We start from the raw sequence: 19611 nt of genomic DNA, 5'->3' as shown, positions 1-19611 counted from the left end.
TTCGCATGAAAACCGCACAAGAGTTCCGCGCCGGCCAGGTCGCCATCATCAACGGTGCTCCCTGGGTCATCCAGAAGGCCGAGTTCAACAAGTCCGGCCGCAACAGTGCCGTGGTCAAGATGAAGCTGAAGAACCTGCTCAACGGTTCCGCGACCGAGACCGTGTACAAGGCCGACGACAAGCTGGAGCCGGTAATCCTCGAGCGCAAGGAAGTGACCTACTCCTACTTTGCCGACCCGCTGTACGTGTTCATGGACGGCGAGTTCAACCAGTACGAAATCGAGAAGGACGACCTCGAAGCGGTCATGCCGTTCATCGAAGACGGCATGACCGACGTCTGCGAAGCCGTGTTCTACAACGACAAGGTCATCTCCGTCGACCTGCCGACCACCATCGTGCGCCAGATCGCCTACACCGAGCCGTCCGTACGTGGCGATACCTCCGGCAAGGTGATGAAGACCGCCCGTCTGAACAACGGCTCCGAGCTGCAGGTGTCGGCCTTCTGCGAAATCGGCGACTCCATCGAGATCGACACCCGCACCGGCGAGTACAAGGCCCGCGTCAAGGCCTGATCCCGCTCGTGTGTCGACGAAAGCCCGGCCCTGCGCCGGGCTTTTTCGTTTGCGTCCCTCAGCGCGCGGCAAAGCCGCCCTGAAGGGCCGTGTCCCAGGGCGGCGCCGGCCCGAAGCGCTGGCGCAGGAACTCCAGCAGCAGGCGGGTGCGCGAGCTGGCCGGTTGCGGCAGGCGCAGGGCATAGATGCCGCTCGGCTCGGGAGCGGGCAGGCCGTTATCGCAGAACAGCGGCAGCAGCTCGCCGCGCAGCAGGTGGTCGCTGATCAGCCAGGTCGGCAGGTGGGCGATGCCCAGGCCGGCGAGGGCGCCGCAGAGCAGGGTTTCGGCATTGTTGGCGGTCATCCGCAGGCGGGTGGGGCGGATCTGGCGAAGCTGTCCCGCCACCTCGAAGCGCCAGGCGTGGGGCGGGCCGAGTCGGTCCCAGTCGAGGCCGTCGTGCTCGGCGAGCTGGCGCGGATCGCTCGGCGTGCCGCGCCGTTTCAGGTACGCCGGGCTGGCGCAGGCGATGCGCCGCATCGGCGCCAGGGCGGTGGCGACCAGGCGGGTATCGGCCAGCGGGCCGATGCGCAGGACCAGATCGACCTGTCCCAGGTGCTCGCCCTGCAGGTCGACGAAGCTGTCGATCAGGCGCAGCTGTACATCCAGCCCCGGATAGGCGGCCAGGAACTCGGCAATCGCCGGCGCCAGATGGCGGCGGCCGAACGGCGCCGGGGCGTCGATGCGGATCAAACCTTCCGGGGCGCTGCCCAGCGAGACCGCCTCGGCGCGCGCCAGCTGCAGTTCGTCGAGGATGCGCCGGGCGCGCACCGCGAAGGCCAGTCCGGCCGGAGTGGCGCGCAGGGCATGGGTGCTGCGCTGGAACAGCGGGCTGCCAAGCTGGCGCTCCAGCGCATCGATGCGCCGCGCCACCGCCGAGGGAGTGAGCTGGTGGCGGCGCGCGGCGGCGGAGAAGCTGCCGCACTCCAGGCTGTCGAGAAACAGGGCCAGCTGGCCGCTGAGCGGATCGTGGGACATGGCTGCACCTGTGCGTGGTTGGCACAGCCATTGTGCCCGGCTTTGCGTTTCCGGGGTAGGGTGGCCTGCGTAGCATGGACCTTTTCGCGGAGGACGCCATGACGCTGTTACAGATGCTGCTGGAGGTGGGGCTGGGAATGCTGCTGGGCGTGCTCGGCGGCGTGTTCGGCATCGGCGGCGGCCTGCTGGCGATTCCGGCGCTGGGCCTGCTCGGCCTCGACCAGCAACTGGCCCAGGGCACGGCGCTGGTGATGGTGGTGCCCAACGTGATGCTGGCGCTGTGGCGCTACCACCAGCGCAACCGGATCGACTGGCGCCATGGGCTGCTGCTGGGGCTGTCGTCGCTGCTGCTGGCGTGGGGCGGTGCGCGCTTCGCGGTCGGTCTGGATGCGGGAGCGATGCGCCTGGCCTTCGTCGCGTTCCTGCTGGCGCTGGCGCTGTGGAACGGCCTGCAGCTCTGGCTGCAGCCGACGGCGGCCGTCCCGAAGCGCCTGCCATCTGCTGGGCTGGTCCTGCTCGGCGGCGGCTGCGGACTGCTGGGCGGCCTGTTCGGGGTGGGCGGCGCGGTGCTCGCCACGCCGATCCTGACCCTGCTGTTCGGCTTGAGTCAGGTGGTGGCACAGGGGCTGGCGCTGGCTTTGGCGCTGCCCGGCACCCTGGTGACCCTGCTCACCTATGCCGGCCACGGCCAGGTCGACTGGGCCAGTGGCCTGCCGCTGGCGCTCGGCGGGCTGCTCAGCATCAGCTGGGGCGTGCGGCTCGCCCACCGGTTGCCGGCGCGCCGCTTGCGCGCATGGTTCGCGCTGTTCCTGGTCGGCTGCGCCCTGCTGCTGGCGCTGAAGGGCTGAGTCCGCGCCGCCGGGCAGGCGGCGCGGCGGGGCTCACTGACGGGCCTGCTTGAGGGTTTCGGCGATCAGGAAGGCCAGCTCCAGCGACTGGTCGGCGTTGAGGCGCGGGTCGCAGTGGGTGTGGTAGCGGTCCGACAGGCCGGCTTCGGTGATCGGTCGCGCGCCGCCGATGCACTCGGTGACGTTCTGCCCGGTCATCTCGATGTGGATGCCGCCGGCATGGCTGTTCTCGGCGCGATGCACCTGGAAGAACCGCTTGACCTCCTCCAGCACGCAGGCGAAGTCGCGGGTCTTGTAGCCGCTGCTGGCCTTGATGGTGTTGGCGTGCATCGGATCGCAGCTCCACAGCACCTGGCGGCCCTCGCCCTGTACGGCGCGTATCAGTCGCGGCAGGTGCTCGCCGACCTGGCCGGCGCCCATGCGCACGATCAGGTTGAGGCGGCCGGGATCGTTGTCCGGGTTGAGGAGGTCGATCAGCCGCAGCAGCTGGTCGGTGTCCATGCTCGGGCCGACCTTGACGCCGACCGGGTTGCCGACGCCGCGCAGGAACTCCACGTGGGCGCCGTCGACCTGGCGGGTGCGGTCGCCGATCCACAGCATGTGCGCCGAGCAGTCGTACCAGCCGCCGGTCAGGCTGTCCTGGCGGACGAAGGCCTGCTCGTAGTTGAGCAGCAGCGCCTCGTGGGCGGTGAAGAAACTGGTTTCGCGCAGCTGCGGCGCGTTGTCCAGGCCGCAGGCGCGCATGAACGCCAGGGTCTCGTCGATGCGGTCGGCCAGGTGGCTGTACTTCTCGGCCAGCGCCGAGTTGGCGATGAAGTCGAGGTTCCACTGGTGGACCTGGTGCAGGTCGGCGAAGCCGCCCTGGGCGAAGGCGCGCAGCAGGTTGAGGGTCGCGGTGGACTGGTGGTAGGCCTGCAGCAGGCGCTCCGGATCGGGGGCGCGGCTGGCGGCGTCGAAGCCGATGCCGTTGACGATGTCGCCGCGGTAGGCCGGCAAGGTCACGCCGTCGAGGGTTTCGTGGCCGGCGGAGCGCGGCTTGGCGAACTGCCCGGCCATGCGCCCGACCTTGACCACCGGGCAGCCGGCGGCGAAGGTCATCACGATGGCCATCTGCAGCAGCACCTTGAAGGTGTCGCGGATCTTGCCGGCGGAGAACTCGGCGAAGCTCTCCGCGCAGTCGCCGCCCTGCAGCAGGAAGGCGCGGCCCTGGGTCACTTCGGCGAACTGGCGGCGCAGCTCGCGCGCCTCGCCGGCGAACACCAGCGGCGGATAGCCGGCCAGGGTCTGCTCGACCCGGGCGAGGTGCTCGGCGTCGGGGTAGTCGGGTTGTTGCTGGATCGGCTTGGTTCTCCAGCTGTCGGGGCTCCAGGGCTGGCTCATCGGGTGGCTCGCGGTGACGGATAGGGGATGGGCGTCATGGTAACCGATGCGTCCGGGCCGCGCTGGCATGGGCTCGATAGAGGCCGTGTATCGAGTCCGGGGCGTCTGCTAGGATGCCGCCGATTCTGTGGAGGGGTGAGATGGGCGACTATCGCCAGCTGGCGGAAATACACGACGACCACGGGGTGATCCGCGTGGTGGAGGCCGGCGACTACCGCTTCCTCGAATTCGGCGACGAGGTCGAGCAGAGCTGCAGCTACCGGCCCGATCCGGCCTGGCTGGAGTACGACTACACCCGCGCTATGCTGCTCGGCGCGCTGCTTCCTGCGCGCTGCGAGCGGGCGCTGTTTCTCGGCCTGGGCGGCGGCAGCCTGACCATGGCCTGCCTGAAATGGCTGCCGCTGCGCGCGGCCGAGGCGGTCGAGCTGCGTCCGGCGGTGCCGGCGCTGGCTCGCGAGTTCATGGGGCTGGCCGACGATCCGCGGCTGCAGATCCGCATCGGCGATGCGCGCAGCCAGCTGGCCGAGTGCGCGCCGGCGGACGTGATCTTCCTCGATCTCTACACCGACACCGGGCCGGCCGCCGCGCACATCGCCTGGGGCTTCCTGCAGGCCTGCCGCGCGCGGCTGCGCCCCGGCGGCTGGCTGGTGATCAATCAGTGGAGCGCTACCGACGGCAAGCCGCTGGGCGCGCCGCTGCTGCGCGGACTGTTCCGCCACAGCTACTGGGAGTGCCCGGTCTGCGAGGGCAACGTGATCCTCTATGTGCCGGCCGACGAGGCCCAGACCCTCAATCCGGCGGCGCTGCGCGAGCGCGCCCGCAGCCTGGAAACCCGGCTGGGCTACAGCCTGGAAGGCTATGTAGCGCACCTGCGCCCGGCCAGCTGAAGGCCGGCGCGCGCAGCGCTGCGGCGAAAAAGACGCGACTCGGCACGTATCTTGCGTTATGATGTGCGCCGCTTTGATGTGTCCCGTGCCAAACCAGCACCTCAGGAAGCGCCAGCTTCCGCCGTGCGTCCGTCCCGACGGACACCTCTTGTCGAACTATCCTTTTCACGCGATTTCGCAAATCCCCGCCGACCAGGCTGCCAGGGTGACCCTACGGGTCTTGCTTTTGGCTGGCGCAGCGCTGGCCATGGGTCTTTGCGGATTACACGAGGCAAATACCCATGACCGAATCCATCGTTGGCGGCTTCGCCGCGCTCAATCTCCATCCGGCCGTACTGTCCGCGATCACTGCGGTCGGCTACGAAGAGCCGTCGGCCATCCAGTCGCAGTCGATTCCGGTGATCCTCGCCGGCCACGACATGATCGGCCAGGCGCAGACCGGCACCGGCAAGACCGCCGCCTTCGCCCTGCCGCTGCTGTCGCTGCTCGACCCGGCGCGCCGCGAGCCGCAGGTGCTGATCCTCACCCCCACCCGCGAGCTGGCCCTGCAGGTCGCCGCCGCCTTCGAGCGCTACTCCAGCGACATGGGTGGGGTGAAGGTGGTCGCCGTGTACGGCGGCGCGCCGATGGGCCCGCAGCTCAAGGCCCTGCGCCAGGGCGCCCAGGTGGTGGTGGCCACCCCGGGTCGCCTGTGCGACCACCTGCGTCGTGACGAGAACCTGCTGAACAGCGTGCAGCGCCTGGTCCTCGACGAAGCCGACGAGATGCTCAAGCTCGGCTTCATGGAAGACATCGAGGCGATCTTCCAGGCCCTGCCGGAAAGCCGCCAGACCGTGCTGTTCTCGGCGACCCTGCCGGCGTCGATCCGCACCATCGCCGAGCGCAACCTGAAGTCGCCCAAGCACGTCAAGATCGCCAGCAAGACCCAGACCGTCGAGCGCATCGAGCAGGCCCACCTGATGGTGCATGCCGACCAGAAGCAGGCCGCCGTGCTGCGTCTGCTGGAAGTCGAGCAGTTCGACGCGCTGATCGGCTTCGTGCGCACCAAGCAGGCCACCCTGGACATCGCCGAGATGCTCGAGCGCAACGGCTACCGCGCCGCCGCGCTGAACGGCGACATCGCCCAGGCCCAGCGCGAGCGCGTGGTCGAGGCGCTCAAGGACGGCACCCTGGACATCGTGATCGCCACCGACGTGGCTGCCCGTGGCCTCGACGTACCGCGCATCACCCATGTGCTGAACATCGACATGCCCTACGATCCGGAGTCCTACGTGCACCGCATCGGCCGTACCGGCCGCGCCGGTCGCGAAGGCCGTGCGCTGCTGCTGGTCACCCCGCGCGAGCGCCGCATGCTGCAGGTGATCGAGCGCGTGACCAACCAGAAGGTCGCCGAGATCAAGCTGCCGGACGCCGAAACCGTGCTGGAGGCGCGTCTCACCCGTCTGGCCAACGGCCTCAAGCCGCTGCTCGAAGGTGCCGAAGCGGCCCGCGGGCAGATCGGTGTCGAGCTGTGCCGTCGTCTGGAATGCACCCCGGAGCAACTGGCCGCGGCCCTGCTGGCCAAGCTGACCCAGGGCCAGGCGCTGGACCTGGAAAGCGTGCGCCGCGAGCAGCCGCTGACCCCGGCGGCGAGCCGCGAGCGTCCGGCCACCGAGCGTGGCGAGCGCAGCGGCGAGCGTACCGGCGAAGCCCGTCCGCGACGTCCGATGGAGCCGCTGGCCGAAGGCCGCGTGCGCTGCCGCACCGCCCTGGGCAAGCGCGACGGCGTCGCCGCCAAGAACCTGCTCGGTGCGATCATCAACGAAGGCAAGCTGGTTCGCGAAGCCATCGGCCGCATCCAGGTGCGCGAGACCTTCAGTCTGGTCGAGCTGCCCGAGGAAGGTCTGGAGCGTCTGCTCGGTCGCCTGAAGGAGACCCGTGTGGCCGGCAAGGCCCTGCGCCTGCGCCGCTACCACGAGGACTGATCCGCGCGGATCGGCCCCGGCTTGCAACGAACGCCCCGACTCGCTCGGGGCGTTCGCGTTTGCGGCCGGAAGAAACGCCGGCCGGGCCGGGTACTCAGCCGAAGCGGTAGATATCCATGGCGATGGTGGCCTTGCTGAAGCCGGCGTACTCGACGGCAAAGGCGCCGCCGGCGCCGCGGGCGAAGAACAGCGGCAGCAGGTGCTCGTCGCTGGGATGGCTGCGCACCGCCCAGGGCGCCTGGCGGCGGTAGTCGTGCAGGGCGGCCTCGTCGTCGGCGGCCAGGCGCGCCACCAGCCAGTCGCGGAACTCGCGCGCCCAGGGCTCGACCATCTCCGGGCCGGCGTGCCAGTCCAGCTCGCCGAGGTTGTGGGTGATGCTGCCCGAGCCGATCAGCAGCACGCCCTGGCCGCGCAGCTCGCCGAGCAGGCGGCCGAGGCGGGTCTGCAGCGCCGGGCCGTGCTGGCTGGGCAGCGACAGCTGCAGCACCGGGATGTCCGCCTCGGGGTACATCAGGCGCAGCGGCACCCAGGCGCCGTGGTCGAGGGGGCGTTGCGGATCGAGATGCACGACCAGGCCGTCGTCCTCCAGGCGTTCGAGGATCTCCAGGGCCAGCGCGGGGGCGCCGGGCGGCTCGTAGTCCAGCGCGTAGAGCGCCGGCGGGAAGCCGTAGAAGTCGTGCCAGGCCTCCTGGCGCGGTGCCGAGGTGATGCGCAGGTCGGCGCTTTCCCAGTGCGCGGAGACCACCAGGATCGCCTTCGGCCGCGGCAGCTCGCCGGCCAGGCGGGCCAGCGCGCGGCCGGTGTCGCCGCTGTGCAGGGCGACCATCGGCGAGCCGTGGGAAATGAACAGGCTGGGTAACATGGCAAGTGCCTCCGGGGAGCGATGTTGCTATCTTCGGCAGCCGAATGATCGAAATCCAGCATAAGTTTTCGACCAATCGCATCGAATACCGCTATCGGACAGGGAGACGCAGATGCACGAGGAGTTCTGGCAGGCGCGCTGGGCGCGCAACGAAATCGGCTTCCACCTCAAGGAAGTCAATCCTCACCTGCAGGCCTGCTGGGCGCAGCTGGCGGTGCCGGCGGGCAGCGAGGTGCTGGTGCCGCTGTGCGGCAAGAGCCTCGACATGCCCTGGCTGGCCGCCCAGGGACAGCGGGTGCTGGGCATCGAGTTGGCGGCGAAGGCGGTGACGGACTTCTTCGCCGAGCAGGGGCTGTCTCCCGCCGTGCGCGCCGACGGCGCGCTACAACGCCATGAGGACGCGGGGATCGCCGTGCTGCAGGGCGATTTCTTCGCCGTCGAGCCGGCGCAGACCGCCGGCTGCACGGCCTTCTACGACCGCGCCGCGCTGATCGCCCTGCCAGCGGAGATGCGCCGCCGCTACGTCGCCCAGCTGCAGCGCCTGCTGCCGGCCGGCGCGGTCGGCATGCTGGTTACCCTCGACTACCCGCAGGAGCAGATGAGCGGGCCGCCCTTCGCGGTCGACGATGCCGAGGTGCGTGCGCTCTACGGCGAGGGCTGGGAGCTGGAGCTGCTGCTCTGCAGCGACGCGCTGGAGGGCAACTGGCGGTTCATCGAGCGCGGTCTGTCGCGTCTCGAAGAGCGTGTCTACCGCCTGCGCCGCCGCGGATGAACCCGCCGCTGTCCTGCTTCGAGCCCTGGAGTCCCGCGTGAACGCCGTGCTGCCCCTGCTGATCGCCCTGCAGTTTCTCACCCGCCTGCCGGTGCGCCTGCCCGGCATGCCCGAACCCCGCCAGCTCGGCCGGTCGCTGCTCTGCTATCCGCTGGTCGGCCTGCTGCTCGGTCTCGTGCTGCTGCTCGCCGCCGCGCTGCTGCAGGGCGTGTTCGCGCCGCTGGCCGCGGCGCTACTGCTGGCCCTGTGGCTGCTGGCCAGCGGCGGGCTGCACCTGGACGGGCTGGCCGACAGCGCCGATGCCTGGGTCGGTGGCTACGGGGATCGCCAGCGCACCCTGGCGATCATGAAGGACCCCAGCTGCGGGCCGATGGCGGTGCTGGCGCTGGTGGCGCTGCTGCTGCTCAAGTTCACCGCGCTCTGGGCGCTGCTGGCGGCCGGGCAGTGGGCGGTGCTGCTGCTGGCGCCGCTGCTGGGGCGCAGCGCGCTGCTGATGCTGCTGCTCGGCACCCCCTATGTGCGCGCCAACGGGCTGGGCAGCGCCATGGCTGCCGCCGTGCCGCAGCGTACCGGCTGGTGGGTGTTGCTGGCGGTGGCGCTGGGTTGCCTGGCCGGCGGCTGGGCCGGACTGCTGGCGCTGGGCAGCGCGCTGGCGGTGTTCGTGCTGTGCCGGCGCGCCATGCTGCGGCGCCTCGGCGGCACCACCGGGGATACTGCCGGAGCGCTGCTGGAACTGCTCGAATGCGCGGTGCTGGTGGTGCTGGCCGTGGCGCTCTGATGGTGGCGCCCCCGCGTTGCGCGGGGCGATCCTCGGCGGCGGCCACGCCCCGCAGGTCGGCGTGACCGTGATGCCGCTGGCCGAGTCACCGCGCCGCGCATGGCGCGCTTTGCAGAATGCGGCCGGACGATTAGCATCGTCATCGAGCCGGCATCCGCGCCGCATCGCGCTCCCGGCGCCATTCCGCGCGGCGCATTCCGGCCGTCTTGCCCCGGATCGGCAAGCCCCGTCCAGATCAATGGAGTAGCGATGAAACGCCGCAAAGCCCTCGGGAACGTCATCGGCGTGCTGCTGCTCGGGCTGCTGGTCACTCTCGTCGCCGAACTGATAGACCGCCAGCGTCAGGAGTCGCTGCGCCACCAGCAGGCCGCCGGCCAGCTGCAGCGCCTGAGCGCCGAACTGGAGCAGACCCTGGGTGCGCTGATGCCCCTGGCCGATCCGCTGGCCGCGCGCCTGGCCGCCGACCCGCAGTTGCCGGAAGAGGAACTGCGCGCGCTCACCGAACCGCTGCTCGACCGCCATCGCCGGCTGGTCAACATCGCCATCTCGCGCGGCCTGCGCATCGTCCACGTCAATCCGCTGGCCGGCAACGAGGCGGTGCTGGGCATGGATTTCGGCCTGCGCCCGGAGATGATGGAAGGCGTGCGCCGCGCCGTCGCCCGGCGTGGCAACAGCCTCGCCGGGCCTTTACCGCTGCTGCAGAGCGGCCGGCTCGGAGTGATCGTGCGCACGCCGTTCTTCGCCGGCGGCGCCGATCCGCGCAGCGGCGAACTGCTCGGACTGATTTCCACGGTGATCGACCTGCAGGGGCTGCTGGAAGACAGCGGCCTGTACGATCCCGAGCTGCCTTTCGCGCTGGCCCTGCGCGGGCGCGAGGGGCTGGGCGAGCGCGGCGAGGTGTTCTTCGGCGATCCCGAGCTGTTCCACGAGGCCGACCTGCAACGCGAGATCGTTCTGCCCGACGGCCGCTGGATGATTGCCGCGCAGCTCAAACGCGCCCAGGGCTATCCGCCGCAGCGCGCGCTGTGGCTGCGCGGCGGCGGCGCGCTGCTGACCCTCGGCTTGCTGGCGCTGGTGCTGTTCGACGGTCGCCCGGCGCGCGGCCCGCAGTGGTCGGAGAGCATGCGCAAGGTGCCGTTGCGCGGTTTCCTCAGCCGACGCCTGCTGATGCTCCTGCTGCCGATCATCGCCGTGCAGGGCTGGCTGTCCTACCAGGCGGCGCTGTCCGCCGCCGAGCAGTTCCAGAAGCAGCTGGCCAGCGAGATCGGCCTGCGCGTCCACGACAAGGTCGCCGAATTCTTCGAGGTACCGCGCCGGGTGCTCAGCTTCAATGCCGAGCAGGCGCGCCTCGGCCTGCTGGATGTCGCCCAGCCCGAGGCGCTGGTCGGCAATTTCCTCCTCCAGCTGCGCCAGCAGTCGCTGCTGACCTTCCTCTCCCTGGGCACCGCCGAGGGCGAGTACCACGCCGCCAGCCGTCCGCCGCGCGGCGAGGACCGCGCCCTGCGCATGCTCCAGGCCCGCCAGGGCGACGGTCGGGCGATGCTGCTCTATCGGGTCGACGACGCCAACCGTCGTGGCAGCCTGATTTCCCGCGGCAACGCCCATTTCGATGCGCGCCTCCGGCCCTGGTTCCGCGCCGCGCGGGCCTCGGGCAGCATGGTCTGGTACCCGGCGTACCGTTACGCCATCGACGACGAGTCGGGCGCCTACGATGCCATGGGCATCGGCATGGCCGCGCCGCTGTACGGCCGCAGCGGCGAATTTCTCGGTGTGCTGACCGCCGACGTCGCCCTGCTGCAGCTCAGCCAGCTGCTCGCCGACATCACCCGGCACACCGGCGGCGTGGCCTTCCTCGCCGAGGCCAACGGCGATCTGCTCGCCACCTCCAGCCGCGAGCCGGTATACCTGCTGCGTGGTACCCGCAGCATCCGCATCAAGGCCAGCGCCAGCGACAACCCGCTGGTGCGCACCAGCGGCCAGGCCATCGCCGAGCAGGGCAGTACCGAGGGGCGCACCTTCCGCGAGCTGGACGGCGAGCGCTATCTGGTCGACTGGGGCAGCTACGCGCTGCCCGATGGCCCGACGCTGACCATCGGCGTGGCCCTGCCGCAGCGCCAGTTCATCGCCCCGACCAGCGGCCTGTTGCGCAACGTCACCCTGGTCGCCCTGGCCGTCCTGCTGCTCAGCCTGCTGGGCGCCGTGCTGCTCAGCAACTGGATCGCCCAGCCGCTCGGCACCCTGAGCCGCTGGGCGCTGCGCCTGGGCAACGGCGACTGGAGCGGCGAGAAGCCGGTGGACAGCCGGGTGCTGGAGGTGGGCATGCTCGGCGATGCCCTGGCGATGATGGCGCGCCGCCTGGAGCGACACACCGAGGAACTGCGCCAGCAGGTCGAGGCGCGTACCGCCGAGCTGGAGCGGGCCAACCGCGAGCTGCTGCACCTGTCCAGCACCGACGGCCTGACCGGGCTGGCCAACCGCCGGGTGTTCGACGCCACCCTGGCCCGCGAGTGGGGCCGCGCACGCCGTGCCCGCCAGCCGCTGGCGCTGCTCATGCTCGATATCGACTTCTTCAAGCGCTACAACGACCGCTACGGCCATCTGGCCGGCGACGACTGTCTGCGCAAGGTGGCCGCCACCCTGCAGGCCGGCACCCGCCGCGCCGGCGACCTGGCGGCCCGCTACGGCGGCGAGGAGTTCGCGGTGATCGCCAGCGACCTCGACGCCGCCGGCGCTCTGGCCTTGGCCGAAAGCATCCGTGCGGCAGTCATGGCACAGGCCATCGCCCACGCCGATTCGCCGCTGGGCGTGGTCACCGTGAGCATGGGCGTCGCCCTGCTGGTGCCCGAGGACGACAACAGCCCGGAAATCCTGATCAAGCTGGCCGACCAGGCGCTGTACCAGGCCAAGAGCCAGGGGCGCAACCGGGTGGAGGAGGCATTGGGCAATCTGGCGGGACAGGCGCAGGAAGTGGGCTGATGGAGCATGGCCTCCGCCCGTAGGGCGCGGCTCTGAGCCGGCCCGCGCGGGCACGGCCTGCCCCTTGCAATGCCCCCATGCCCTACCTAGAGTTCACCCGGCATTCGTGAAGCCTCCGCGGCTGTTGGCGCGCAGGCTCCGGCAGTCTTGGAGCGACCATGATCGAACTGGAACAACTCACCAAGCGCTTTGCGCAGCATACGGCGGTGGACGGCCTGTCCTTCCGCGTTCAGCCCGGCGAGGTGCTGGGCTTTCTCGGCCCTAACGGCGCCGGCAAGTCCACCACCATGAAGATGCTCACCGGCTTCCTCGCGCCGACTTCGGGCACCGCGCGGATCTTCGGTTTCGACATACAGCGCCAGACCCTCAAGGCCCAGCAGCTGATCGGCTATCTGCCGGAGGGCGCGCCCTGCTACGGCGACATGACGGTGCAGGGGTTCCTCGCCTTCATCGCCGAGGTACGCGGTTTCCGTGGCGCCGAGAAGCGCGCGCGGGTGGCGCGGGCGGTGGCCCAGGTGGAGCTGGAGTCGGTGCTCGGCCAGTCCATCGAGACCCTGTCCAAGGGCTTCAAGCGCCGCGTCGGGCTGGCCCAGGCGATCCTCCATGACCCGCAGGTGCTGATCCTCGACGAGCCCACCGACGGCCTCGACCCGAACCAGAAGCATCAGGTGCGCCAGCTGATCCAGCGTCTGGCCCATGACAAGATCATCGTCATTTCCACGCATATCCTCGAAGAAGTCAGCGCAGTGTGCAGCCGGGCGCTGGTGATCGCCAGCGGACGGGTGGTGGCCGACGGCACGCCCTTCGAGCTGGAGAGCCGCTCGCGCTATCACCAGGCGGTGACCCTGGTGGGCGGCGCGGGCCTGGACGAGGCGGCGCTGGCGGCGCTGCCGGGAGTCGCCGGGGTCGAGCGTAACGCCCGCGAGCACAGCCTGACCGTGCTGGCGCAGCCTGGCCAGGTGATCTTCCCGCAGGTCAGCGCGCTGGTCGCGGCGCGCGGCTGGCAGATCAAGGAAATGGACGTCGAGCGCGGACGCCTCGACGAGGTGTTCCGCACCCTGACCCGAGGAGAGGCGGCATGAAGCAGTTGCCGGTGGTCTTCAGGCGCGAGCTGGCGAGCTATTTCGCCACGCCGCTGGCCTATGTGTTCATCGTGATTTTCCTCGTGCTGTCCGGGGTGTTCACCTTCTACCTGGGGGAGTTCTTCGAGCGCGGTCAGGCCGATCTGGCGCCGTTCTTCAATTTCCACCCCTGGCTGTACCTGTTCCTGGTGCCGGCGCTGGCCATGCGCCTGTGGGCCGAGGAGCGCAAGAGCGGCACCATCGAGCTGCTGATGACCCTGCCGATCACGCGTGCCGACGCGGTGGGCGGCAAGTTCCTCGCCGCCTGGGTGTTCGCCGGTATCGCCCTGCTGCTGACCTTCCCGATGGTGCTGACGGTCAACTACCTGGGCGAGCCGGACAACGGCGCGATCCTCACCGGCTACATCGGCAGCTGGCTGCTGGCCGGCGCCTACCTGGCCATCGGCTCGTGCCTCTCGGCGCTGACCCGCAACCAGGTGATCGCCTTCATCCTCACCGTCTGCGTGTGCTTCCTGTTCGTCGCCAGCGGCTTCCCGCTGGTGCTCGACGCCTTCAGCGGCTGGGCGCCGCAGACGCTGGTCGACGCGGTGGCCGCGCTGAGCTTCCTGACCCGCTTCGATGCGATCAGCAAGGGCGTGCTCGACCTGCGCGACCTGCTGTACTTCGCCAGCCTGATCCTCGCCTGGCTGACCGCCACGGCGGTGGCGATCGACCTGAAGAAAGCCGACTGAGGAGCCGACGATGAAGCGCATCATCCATTCCGGCGCGGGCCTGCTGCTGATCGCCGCGGCCTTCCTGGCCTTCAACATGGTCACCGGCATCGGCCTGCCCAACGCCCGGCTCGACCTGACCGAGCAGAAGCTCTACACCATCAGCGACGGTACCCGGCGCATCCTCGCCGGGCTGGACGAGCCGGTGAACCTGTACTTCTTCTATTCCGACAACCTCAGCCGCGACCTCACGCCGCTGCGCAACTACGCGCGGCGCGTCGAGGAGATGCTGCGCGCCTACGAGCGCGCAGCCGGCGGCAAGCTCAGGCTCCAGGTGATCGACCCCGAGCCGTTCTCCGAGGAGGAGGACCGCGCCGCCGAGTTCGGCCTGCATGCGGTGCCGCTGCAGCAAGGCGGCGACAAGCTGTACTTCGGCCTGGCCGGCAGCAACGCGCTGGACGACGTGCAGACCATCCCGTTCTTCCCGCTCGACCAGGAGGAGTTCCTCGAATACGAGATCAGCCGTCTGGTGCAGGCGCTGGCCAAGCCGGAGCGGCCGGTGGTCGGCGTGCTCTCCGGGCTGCCGCTGGACGGCGGCTTCAACCCGCTGAGCGGGCAGGGCGGCGCGCCCTGGATGGTCATGGAGCAGATCCGCCAGCAGTTCGCCATCAAGCGCCTGCAGGACGATGTGGACCGCATCCCCGACGAGGTGTCGGTGCTGCTGCTGGTTCATCCCAAGGCGCTGGCCGAGCCGACGCTGTATGCCATCGACCAGTTCGTGCTGCGCGGCGGCAAGCTGCTGGCCTTCGTCGATCCGTTCAGCGAGGCGGACAGCGGCGGGCTGATGGAGGGGGGCAACGCCTCCGACCTGGCGCCGCTGTTCAAGGCCTGGGGCCTGCGCCTGCGCCCCGGCGAGGTGCTGGCCGACGGCAGCTACGCGCTGGCGGTGGGGCGCGGCGAGGCGCAGCGCCCGGTGCGCCATGTCGGCTGGCTGAGCCTGCCGGCGCAGGCGCTTGATCAGGACGACGTGACCACGGCGGGGCTGGAGAGCATCACCGTAGCCACCGCCGGCATCCTCGAACCGCTGGAAGGCGCCGGTACCCGCTTCACGCCGCTGCTGCAGAGTTCCGAGTACGCCATGCCGATGGACGTCCAGCGCTTCGCCATGCTGCGCGATCCGCAGGAGCTGCTGCGCGATCTGGCCCCGACCGGCGAACGCTACGCGCTGGCGGCGCGCATCGACGGTCCGGCGCAGAGCGCCTTCCCCGACGGCATCGAGGGGCAGAAGGACGGCCTCAAGGCCGCCGAGCGGATCAACCTGATCGTGGTCGCCGACAGCGACCTGCTCGCCGACCGCATGTGGGTGCAGGTGCAGGACTTCTTCGGCCAGCGCGTGCCGCAACCGTTCGCCGACAACGCCGGCTTCGCCATCAACGCGCTGGACAACCTCGCCGGCAGCGATGCGCTGATCAGCGTGCGCTCGCGCGGGCGTTACAGCCGGCCGTTCGTGGTGGTGGAGAACCTGCAGCGTCAGGCCGAGGCGCGCTTCCGCGAGCAGGAGGAGATCCTCAACCAGCGCCTGGCGCAGACCGAGCAGCGCCTGGCCGAACTGCAGCCGGGCGATGGCCCCGAGCAGGCGCTGGAGCTGAGTCCCGAGCAGCAGGCCACCCTGCAGCAGTTCATGCAGGAGAAGCTGGCGATCCGCAAGCAGCTGCGCGAGGTGCGCTACCAGCTCAACGCCGACATCGAGGCGCTGGGGCGCAGCCTGAAGTTCGTCAATATCGCCCTGGTGCCGCTGTTGCTGACGCTGGCGGTGATCGGTCTGTGGCTGCTGCGCCGGCGGCGCACGGCCTGACCCTGTTGACGGGTGGGCGCCAGCGGCCAAGGCGGCTGGCGCCACATCCCCCGATGCCTGCCGGAGGCTGTCATGCAACGCAAGTCGCTGTGGATGCTGTTGTCGTTCGCCCTGCTGCTCGGGGCGCTGCTCGTCTGGTTGCAGCGCGGCGACGGGATCGCCCGCCAGGCCGAGCGGCAACTGCTGCTGCCGGCGCTGGCCGGGCAACTGGAGAAGGTGCGGGCGCTGGAGATCCGCCACGGCGAGCTGCCGAGGATCCGCATCGTGCGCGAGGGCGACGCCTGGGTGGTGCCGGACAAGGCCGGCTATCCGGCGGCGGCCGGCGAGGTCAATCGCCTGCTGCGCGCGCTGGCGGCGGCGCGCAAGGTCGAGGCCAAGACCCGCAACCCGGACAACCACGCGCGCCTCGGCCTGGCCGAGGCTGGCGAGGGCGCGGCCACGCGGTTGACCCTGGAAGGCCTCGGCGGCGCGCCGCAGGTGCTGCTGATCGGGCAGGCCTCCCGGCAGGGCGGCCAACTGGTGCGCTGGCCGGACGATGCGCAGGTCTGGCTGGTCGATCAGCCGCTGGCGCTGGTCGACAACGAACTGGCCTGGCTGGATCGGCGCATCGCCGAGATTCCCTTCGCCAGCGTGCGCGAGGTGGCGGTGCGGCATGCCGATGGCGAGCGCCTGCGCGCCGGCCGCGACAGCGCCGAGCAGTTCAACCTGAACCTCCTCGACCTGCCGGCCGGCCGCCGGCTGGCCTACGAGGGAGCGCTCAACAGCATGGCCGCGCTGTTCTCCAGCCTCGACTTCGCCGACGCCGCGTCGCTGGCGCAGGTCGCCTTCGATGGCCGTCCGGAGCTGGAGTTCGTGGTGCGCACCTTCGCGGGCGGCGAGCTGCAGGGGCGCTTCTATCTGCGCGGCGGCCAGCACTGGCTGGTGCTGGGCGAAAGCCGCGGGCTGGGCGCGCAGCTGATCGGCCAGCGCGACTGGGCCTATCGTCTGGAGGCGCCGCAATACGCCGTGCTGGCGCGGCGTGCCGGCGAGCTGCTGGCGCCGCGCGAGTGAAGGCTGCGACCTTTGTCCTGGGTCAAGTGGCGGGGCTTTTCAGGTCGGACGCTTTGTTTATACTCGGGCCAGCGGTCGTCAAGAACGCCATTCGAAATACCCGCTCCAGACGCCTCGCGGCGGCGGAGGTCGGATATAACAAGAAGAACGTTTCGCAACGTACCGTCCCGAGCGGCTCCCTGCGGGGAGCGATGAACATTTGCGAGTCTGGAGAGAGTTGTAATGGCTGATCGCGAGATCGGAACCGTCAAGTGGTTCAACGATGCCAAGGGCTATGGATTCATTCAGCGCGAGAACGGCGCCGATGTGTTCGTGCATTTCCGCGCCATCCGAGGCGATGGCCATCGCACCCTGCTGGAAGGGCAGCGCGTCGAGTTCGCCGTCGCCCAGGGGCAGAAGGGCCTGCAGGCCGAGGACGTTTCCAAGCTCTGAGTCCACGCTGTGGAGGTTCCGAAAAGCCCGTCGCGAGACGGGCTTTTCGCTGTCTGCGCGATCACTCCAGCATGGGCAGCGCGCGCAGGCAGGACAGGTCCTCGCGGCGGGTTTCCAGCAGCAGGCACAGCGCCCGGCCCTGTTCGGCCCAGTGCCGGCAGGCGTCGTCCAGCAGTTCGAGGAAGACCTCCAGCGCCGCCTCGTCCACCGCGCAGCCGGGCGCGAGCGGCAGGCGCAGGGCGAGCAGGCGCCCGGCCGGCCAGTCCAGTTCGGTGAGGCAGTCCCAGGCGGCGTCCCAGTTCTGCCCGTAGTACGCGGGGAAGGCCAGTGCGGTGCCGAGCGCGGCGAGCAGCGGCTCGCGGGCGATGGGCGCGGCGGCGAGCGGGCGCCAGAGGATCTCCGCCGAGTCCTGCACCCAGCCCGGCGCGCAGCGATACAGCCCGGCGTGCGCCGGTTCGGCGAGGAGGCGCGCGGCGAATTGCTGCGGGGTCATGGCCTGGGCTCCAGTACGCGGAAGCTTTGGTAGTGGTCTTCGGTGTAGTAGTAGATCACCGGTGGGTTGCCGCCGGTGACGATGCGCCGCGGGCCGCGATGGGACAGGCCCGGCGTGCGCACCGTGTATTCGCGGTAGTAGCCGCGCGCCTGGGCGGGCAGCCGGCGTTCGCGGTTCTGGAACACGGTGCCGTCCTGGCTGTGCGGGTAGGGGCCGCCGCGACGGATCAGGGCGAGGGTCTTGTCGATCTCGCGCTGGATCGGTGCCTCGACCTGCAGGGCGCTGCCGGGGCCGGCGGGCGTCGGTGTGAACAGGCCGGACAGCGGTCCCTGGGTCAGCAGCCAGCCGAGGAACAGCAGCACCAGCAGCGCGGCGCCGCCCAGCAGCCGGAGCGGGCTGGACTGTGCCGGCCTGCCGCGCGGGGCGCTGCCGGGCGCTCGCCGAGGCGCCTGCGGCTGCGCCGCCGCGTTTTCGAGCGTCACCCAGGCGGCCTTGAGCCGGCCGGACCTGTCGCGGGTGGTTTCGAAGGCGACCCGGTCGCCCTGCTGGGGCCGGCGTACGCTGGTGCGCACGGCGGAGATGTGGAAGAACAGCTGCGCCGAGCCATCGTCGGGTGCGATGAAGCCGAAGCCGCGGTCGTCGTTCCAGGTGACGATCTTGCCTTGCATGGTGAATCTCTTGGGCGGTGGAGAGGGGAGCCGGACTCAGTCGGTGCGCCAGGTGATCTCGCTGACGCCCTCGGCGGTGACCTTCAGCCAGCGGTCGGCATCTTCCTCGCCCTGTTCCTCGTTCCAGCTGCCGGGGGCGCAGCGTACCTGCACGCCGAGGGCGGCGCAGGCGGCCTTGGCGCAGGCCAGGTCGTCTTCCCAGGGCGTCTGCGCGCTGTCCAGCAGCAGGCTGCTCCAGCGACCGACGGCCTTGTGCAGCCAGGTGACGGGGATGTCGCCGGCGCGGCACTTGTGGGTCTGGCCGCGGACCTGCCATTGGCTGCACGGGCCGATGGCCTGCTCCAGCCAGGCGGTGACCGCCGGCAGTTCGACGTCCTTGAGGTAGATCTCGATATCCGGTTGGCGCATGTCGGGCTTCCTGGTGCGGCGATGGGGACGGCCGCGCGGCCGTCCTGGGCATTGTTACTGGCGTTCGATCCAGTCGTAGCGGGCGGACACGGTGACCTCGAAGGGCTCGGCGAGGATGCGTTCGCGGCGTTCGGCATTGACCCGCCAGCCGTGCGGGGTCATCGCCAGCAGGTCGCTGCGCGCCTCGAAGCTGTCCAGGCTCAGGCGGAACTCCAGGGTCTGGGTATCGGCCAGTTTCAGCGAGTCGGGCAGATCGCTCAGGTGCTTGTCGTCCTGATAGTCGCGCACCTCATCGTAGAGCTTCTGGCGCAGCTCGTAGAGGTGCAGGCGCGCCGGCCCCAGGCGCAGGATGCCGCCGCCGGGGCGCAGCAGGCGCGCCGCCTCGACCCAGTCGATCGGGCTGAACACGCTGGCCAGCAGGCCGCAGGAGCCGGTGGCCAGCGGCACGCGGGCCATGCTGGCGACCATCCAGGTCAGTTGCGGGGCGCGCCTGCAGGCGCGCTTGACCGCCTCGCGGGAGATGTCCAGGGCGTAGCCGTCGGCTGCCAGCAGCGCATCGGCCAGCTGCGCGGTGTAGTAGCCCTCGCCGCAGCCGATGTCGATCCAGCGCGCCGGGGTGCGCGCCACCGCCAGCTCGGCCAGTCGCGCGGCCAGCGGTGCGTAGTGGCCGGCGCCGAGGAAGCGCCGCCGCGCCTCGACCATCGCGGCGTTGTCGCCCGGGTCGAGGCTCTTCTTGTGCTGCACCGGCAAGAGGTTCAGGTAGCCCTGGCGGGCGCGGTCGAAGCGGTGGCCGTGGCTGCACTGCACGCCGTTGTCCTGGGCATGCAGCGCACCGCTGCAGATCGGGCAGATGAGCATG

The 19611-nt window shown here is 70.3% G+C and carries 18 protein-coding genes and 1 pseudogene; 12 read left to right on the top strand and 7 right to left on the bottom strand.

What is annotated here, in order from left to right:
- Positions 1-5: 5 nt before the first annotated feature.
- On the top strand, positions 6-572 hold the full coding sequence (efp, locus tag BLU22_RS13970; protein WP_090215706.1) for an elongation factor P: 567 nt from the start codon (positions 6-8) through the stop codon (positions 570-572).
- Positions 573-630: 58 nt separating this feature from the next.
- On the opposite strand, the gene BLU22_RS13965 is transcribed toward efp, so the two are convergent.
- Positions 631-1587: a LysR family transcriptional regulator gene (locus BLU22_RS13965; protein WP_090215704.1), complete on the bottom strand. Its 957-nt coding sequence runs from the start codon at positions 1585-1587 to the stop codon at positions 631-633.
- 113 nt (positions 1588-1700) lie between these two features.
- Between BLU22_RS13965 and BLU22_RS13960 the strand changes: the two genes are divergently transcribed.
- Positions 1701-2435 (top strand): sulfite exporter TauE/SafE family protein, encoded by a 735-nt coding sequence (locus tag BLU22_RS13960; protein ID WP_090216498.1) that lies wholly within the window; start codon positions 1701-1703, stop codon positions 2433-2435.
- Between the two features lie 33 nt (positions 2436-2468).
- On the opposite strand, the gene BLU22_RS13955 is transcribed toward BLU22_RS13960, so the two are convergent.
- Complete coding sequence (locus BLU22_RS13955) at positions 2469-3815, bottom strand: class II 3-deoxy-7-phosphoheptulonate synthase (RefSeq protein ID WP_090215701.1); 1347 nt, start codon at positions 3813-3815, stop codon at positions 2469-2471.
- Between the two features lie 140 nt (positions 3816-3955).
- Between BLU22_RS13955 and BLU22_RS13950 the strand changes: the two genes are divergently transcribed.
- Positions 3956-4702, top strand: a complete 747-nt coding sequence (locus BLU22_RS13950) for a spermidine synthase (RefSeq protein ID WP_090215699.1) — start codon at positions 3956-3958, stop codon at positions 4700-4702.
- Positions 4703-4949: 247 nt separating this feature from the next.
- A pseudogene (locus BLU22_RS13945) lies at positions 4950-6666 on the top strand (DEAD/DEAH box helicase).
- 94 nt (positions 6667-6760) lie between these two features.
- Here the strand turns inward: BLU22_RS13945 and BLU22_RS13940 are convergent.
- Positions 6761-7528 (bottom strand): DODA-type extradiol aromatic ring-opening family dioxygenase, encoded by a 768-nt coding sequence (locus tag BLU22_RS13940; RefSeq protein ID WP_090215694.1) that lies wholly within the window; start codon positions 7526-7528, stop codon positions 6761-6763.
- 112 nt (positions 7529-7640) lie between these two features.
- On the opposite strand from BLU22_RS13940, the gene BLU22_RS13935 reads away from it, so the two are divergent.
- The 8 genes from BLU22_RS13935 (at position 7641) to BLU22_RS13900 (ending at position 17183) form a co-directional block, all read left to right on the top strand.
- Entirely contained in the window at positions 7641-8300 is a 660-nt protein-coding gene (locus BLU22_RS13935; RefSeq protein ID WP_090215691.1) for a thiopurine S-methyltransferase, read from the top strand.
- 46 nt (positions 8301-8346) lie between these two features.
- Complete coding sequence (locus tag BLU22_RS13930; RefSeq protein WP_090216495.1) at positions 8347-9078, top strand: adenosylcobinamide-GDP ribazoletransferase; 732 nt, start codon at positions 8347-8349, stop codon at positions 9076-9078.
- Positions 9079-9327: 249 nt separating this feature from the next.
- Complete coding sequence (locus BLU22_RS13925; protein WP_157719009.1) at positions 9328-12054, top strand: diguanylate cyclase; 2727 nt, start codon at positions 9328-9330, stop codon at positions 12052-12054.
- A 158-nt stretch (positions 12055-12212) separates the two neighbouring features.
- The gene (locus BLU22_RS13920) at positions 12213-13136 is read left to right on the top strand and encodes an ABC transporter ATP-binding protein (protein WP_090215686.1); all 924 of its coding nucleotides are present in this window, start codon (positions 12213-12215) and stop codon (positions 13134-13136) included.
- Entirely contained in the window at positions 13133-13867 is a 735-nt protein-coding gene (locus BLU22_RS13915; protein ID WP_090215684.1) for an ABC transporter permease subunit, read from the top strand. The genes BLU22_RS13920 and BLU22_RS13915 overlap by 4 nt, the downstream gene beginning before the upstream one ends.
- Positions 13868-13877: 10 nt before the next feature.
- Positions 13878-15701, top strand: coding sequence for a GldG family protein (locus BLU22_RS13910; protein WP_090215681.1), 1824 nt, complete (start codon positions 13878-13880; stop codon positions 15699-15701).
- 72 nt (positions 15702-15773) lie between these two features.
- Entirely contained in the window at positions 15774-16751 is a 978-nt protein-coding gene (locus BLU22_RS13905; RefSeq protein WP_090215680.1) for a DUF4340 domain-containing protein, read from the top strand.
- Positions 16752-16973: 222 nt separating this feature from the next.
- Positions 16974-17183 carry a cold-shock protein gene (locus BLU22_RS13900; protein ID WP_090215677.1) on the top strand — a complete coding sequence of 70 codons (210 nt, stop codon included), beginning with the start codon at positions 16974-16976 and terminating at the stop codon, positions 17181-17183.
- Positions 17184-17244: 61 nt separating this feature from the next.
- On the opposite strand, the gene BLU22_RS13895 is transcribed toward BLU22_RS13900, so the two are convergent.
- Genes BLU22_RS13895 through BLU22_RS13880 form a run of 4 tightly spaced genes read right to left on the bottom strand, consistent with a single transcriptional unit; the run spans position 17245 to position 19610 of the window.
- Complete coding sequence (locus tag BLU22_RS13895; RefSeq protein ID WP_090215675.1) at positions 17245-17676, bottom strand: barstar family protein; 432 nt, start codon at positions 17674-17676, stop codon at positions 17245-17247.
- Entirely contained in the window at positions 17673-18344 is a 672-nt protein-coding gene (locus BLU22_RS13890; RefSeq protein WP_090215672.1) for a ribonuclease domain-containing protein, read from the bottom strand. Before BLU22_RS13890 ends, BLU22_RS13895 begins: the two co-directional genes overlap by 4 nt.
- Before the next feature lie 36 nt (positions 18345-18380).
- Positions 18381-18752: a hypothetical protein gene (locus BLU22_RS13885; protein WP_090215670.1), complete on the bottom strand. Its 372-nt coding sequence runs from the start codon at positions 18750-18752 to the stop codon at positions 18381-18383.
- Between the two features lie 54 nt (positions 18753-18806).
- Positions 18807-19610 (bottom strand): putative RNA methyltransferase, encoded by an 804-nt coding sequence (locus tag BLU22_RS13880; protein WP_090215667.1) that lies wholly within the window; start codon positions 19608-19610, stop codon positions 18807-18809.
- Between the last annotated feature and the right edge of the window lies 1 nt (position 19611).

This window comes from Pseudomonas guangdongensis, assembly GCF_900105885.1.
Classification (GTDB): Bacteria; Pseudomonadota; Gammaproteobacteria; order Pseudomonadales; family Pseudomonadaceae; genus Geopseudomonas; species Geopseudomonas guangdongensis.
Note: the sequence above shows the minus strand (reverse complement) of the source record. Positions and strands in the feature narration are given on the sequence as shown.

Bases quoted from the DNA above. Each gene is read 5' to 3' on its own strand.
- BLU22_RS13955 (WP_090215701.1), bottom strand. From the start codon at position 3,815: ATGAGCCAGCCCTGGAGCCCCGACAGCTGGAGAACCAAGCCGATCCAG.
- BLU22_RS13925 (WP_157719009.1), top strand. From the start codon at position 9,328: ATGAAACGCCGCAAAGCCCTCGGGAACGTCATCGGCGTGCTGCTGCTC.
- BLU22_RS13900 (WP_090215677.1), top strand. From the start codon at position 16,974: ATGGCTGATCGCGAGATCGGAACCGTCAAGTGGTTCAACGATGCCAAG.
- BLU22_RS13960 (WP_090216498.1), top strand. From the start codon at position 1,701: ATGCTGCTGGAGGTGGGGCTGGGAATGCTGCTGGGCGTGCTCGGCGGC.
- BLU22_RS13890 (WP_090215672.1), bottom strand. From the start codon at position 18,344: ATGCAAGGCAAGATCGTCACCTGGAACGACGACCGCGGCTTCGGCTTC.
- BLU22_RS13965 (WP_090215704.1), bottom strand. From the start codon at position 1,587: ATGTCCCACGATCCGCTCAGCGGCCAGCTGGCCCTGTTTCTCGACAGC.
- BLU22_RS13895 (WP_090215675.1), bottom strand. From the start codon at position 17,676: ATGACCCCGCAGCAATTCGCCGCGCGCCTCCTCGCCGAACCGGCGCAC.
- BLU22_RS13920 (WP_090215686.1), top strand. From the start codon at position 12,213: ATGATCGAACTGGAACAACTCACCAAGCGCTTTGCGCAGCATACGGCG.
- BLU22_RS13915 (WP_090215684.1), top strand. From the start codon at position 13,133: ATGAAGCAGTTGCCGGTGGTCTTCAGGCGCGAGCTGGCGAGCTATTTC.
- BLU22_RS13905 (WP_090215680.1), top strand. From the start codon at position 15,774: ATGCAACGCAAGTCGCTGTGGATGCTGTTGTCGTTCGCCCTGCTGCTC.
- BLU22_RS13910 (WP_090215681.1), top strand. From the start codon at position 13,878: ATGAAGCGCATCATCCATTCCGGCGCGGGCCTGCTGCTGATCGCCGCG.
- BLU22_RS13880 (WP_090215667.1), bottom strand. From the start codon at position 19,610: ATGCTCATCTGCCCGATCTGCAGCGGTGCGCTGCATGCCCAGGACAAC.
- BLU22_RS13935 (WP_090215691.1), top strand. From the start codon at position 7,641: ATGCACGAGGAGTTCTGGCAGGCGCGCTGGGCGCGCAACGAAATCGGC.
- efp (WP_090215706.1), top strand. From the start codon at position 6: ATGAAAACCGCACAAGAGTTCCGCGCCGGCCAGGTCGCCATCATCAAC.
- BLU22_RS13940 (WP_090215694.1), bottom strand. From the start codon at position 7,528: ATGTTACCCAGCCTGTTCATTTCCCACGGCTCGCCGATGGTCGCCCTG.
- BLU22_RS13950 (WP_090215699.1), top strand. From the start codon at position 3,956: ATGGGCGACTATCGCCAGCTGGCGGAAATACACGACGACCACGGGGTG.
- BLU22_RS13885 (WP_090215670.1), bottom strand. From the start codon at position 18,752: ATGCGCCAACCGGATATCGAGATCTACCTCAAGGACGTCGAACTGCCG.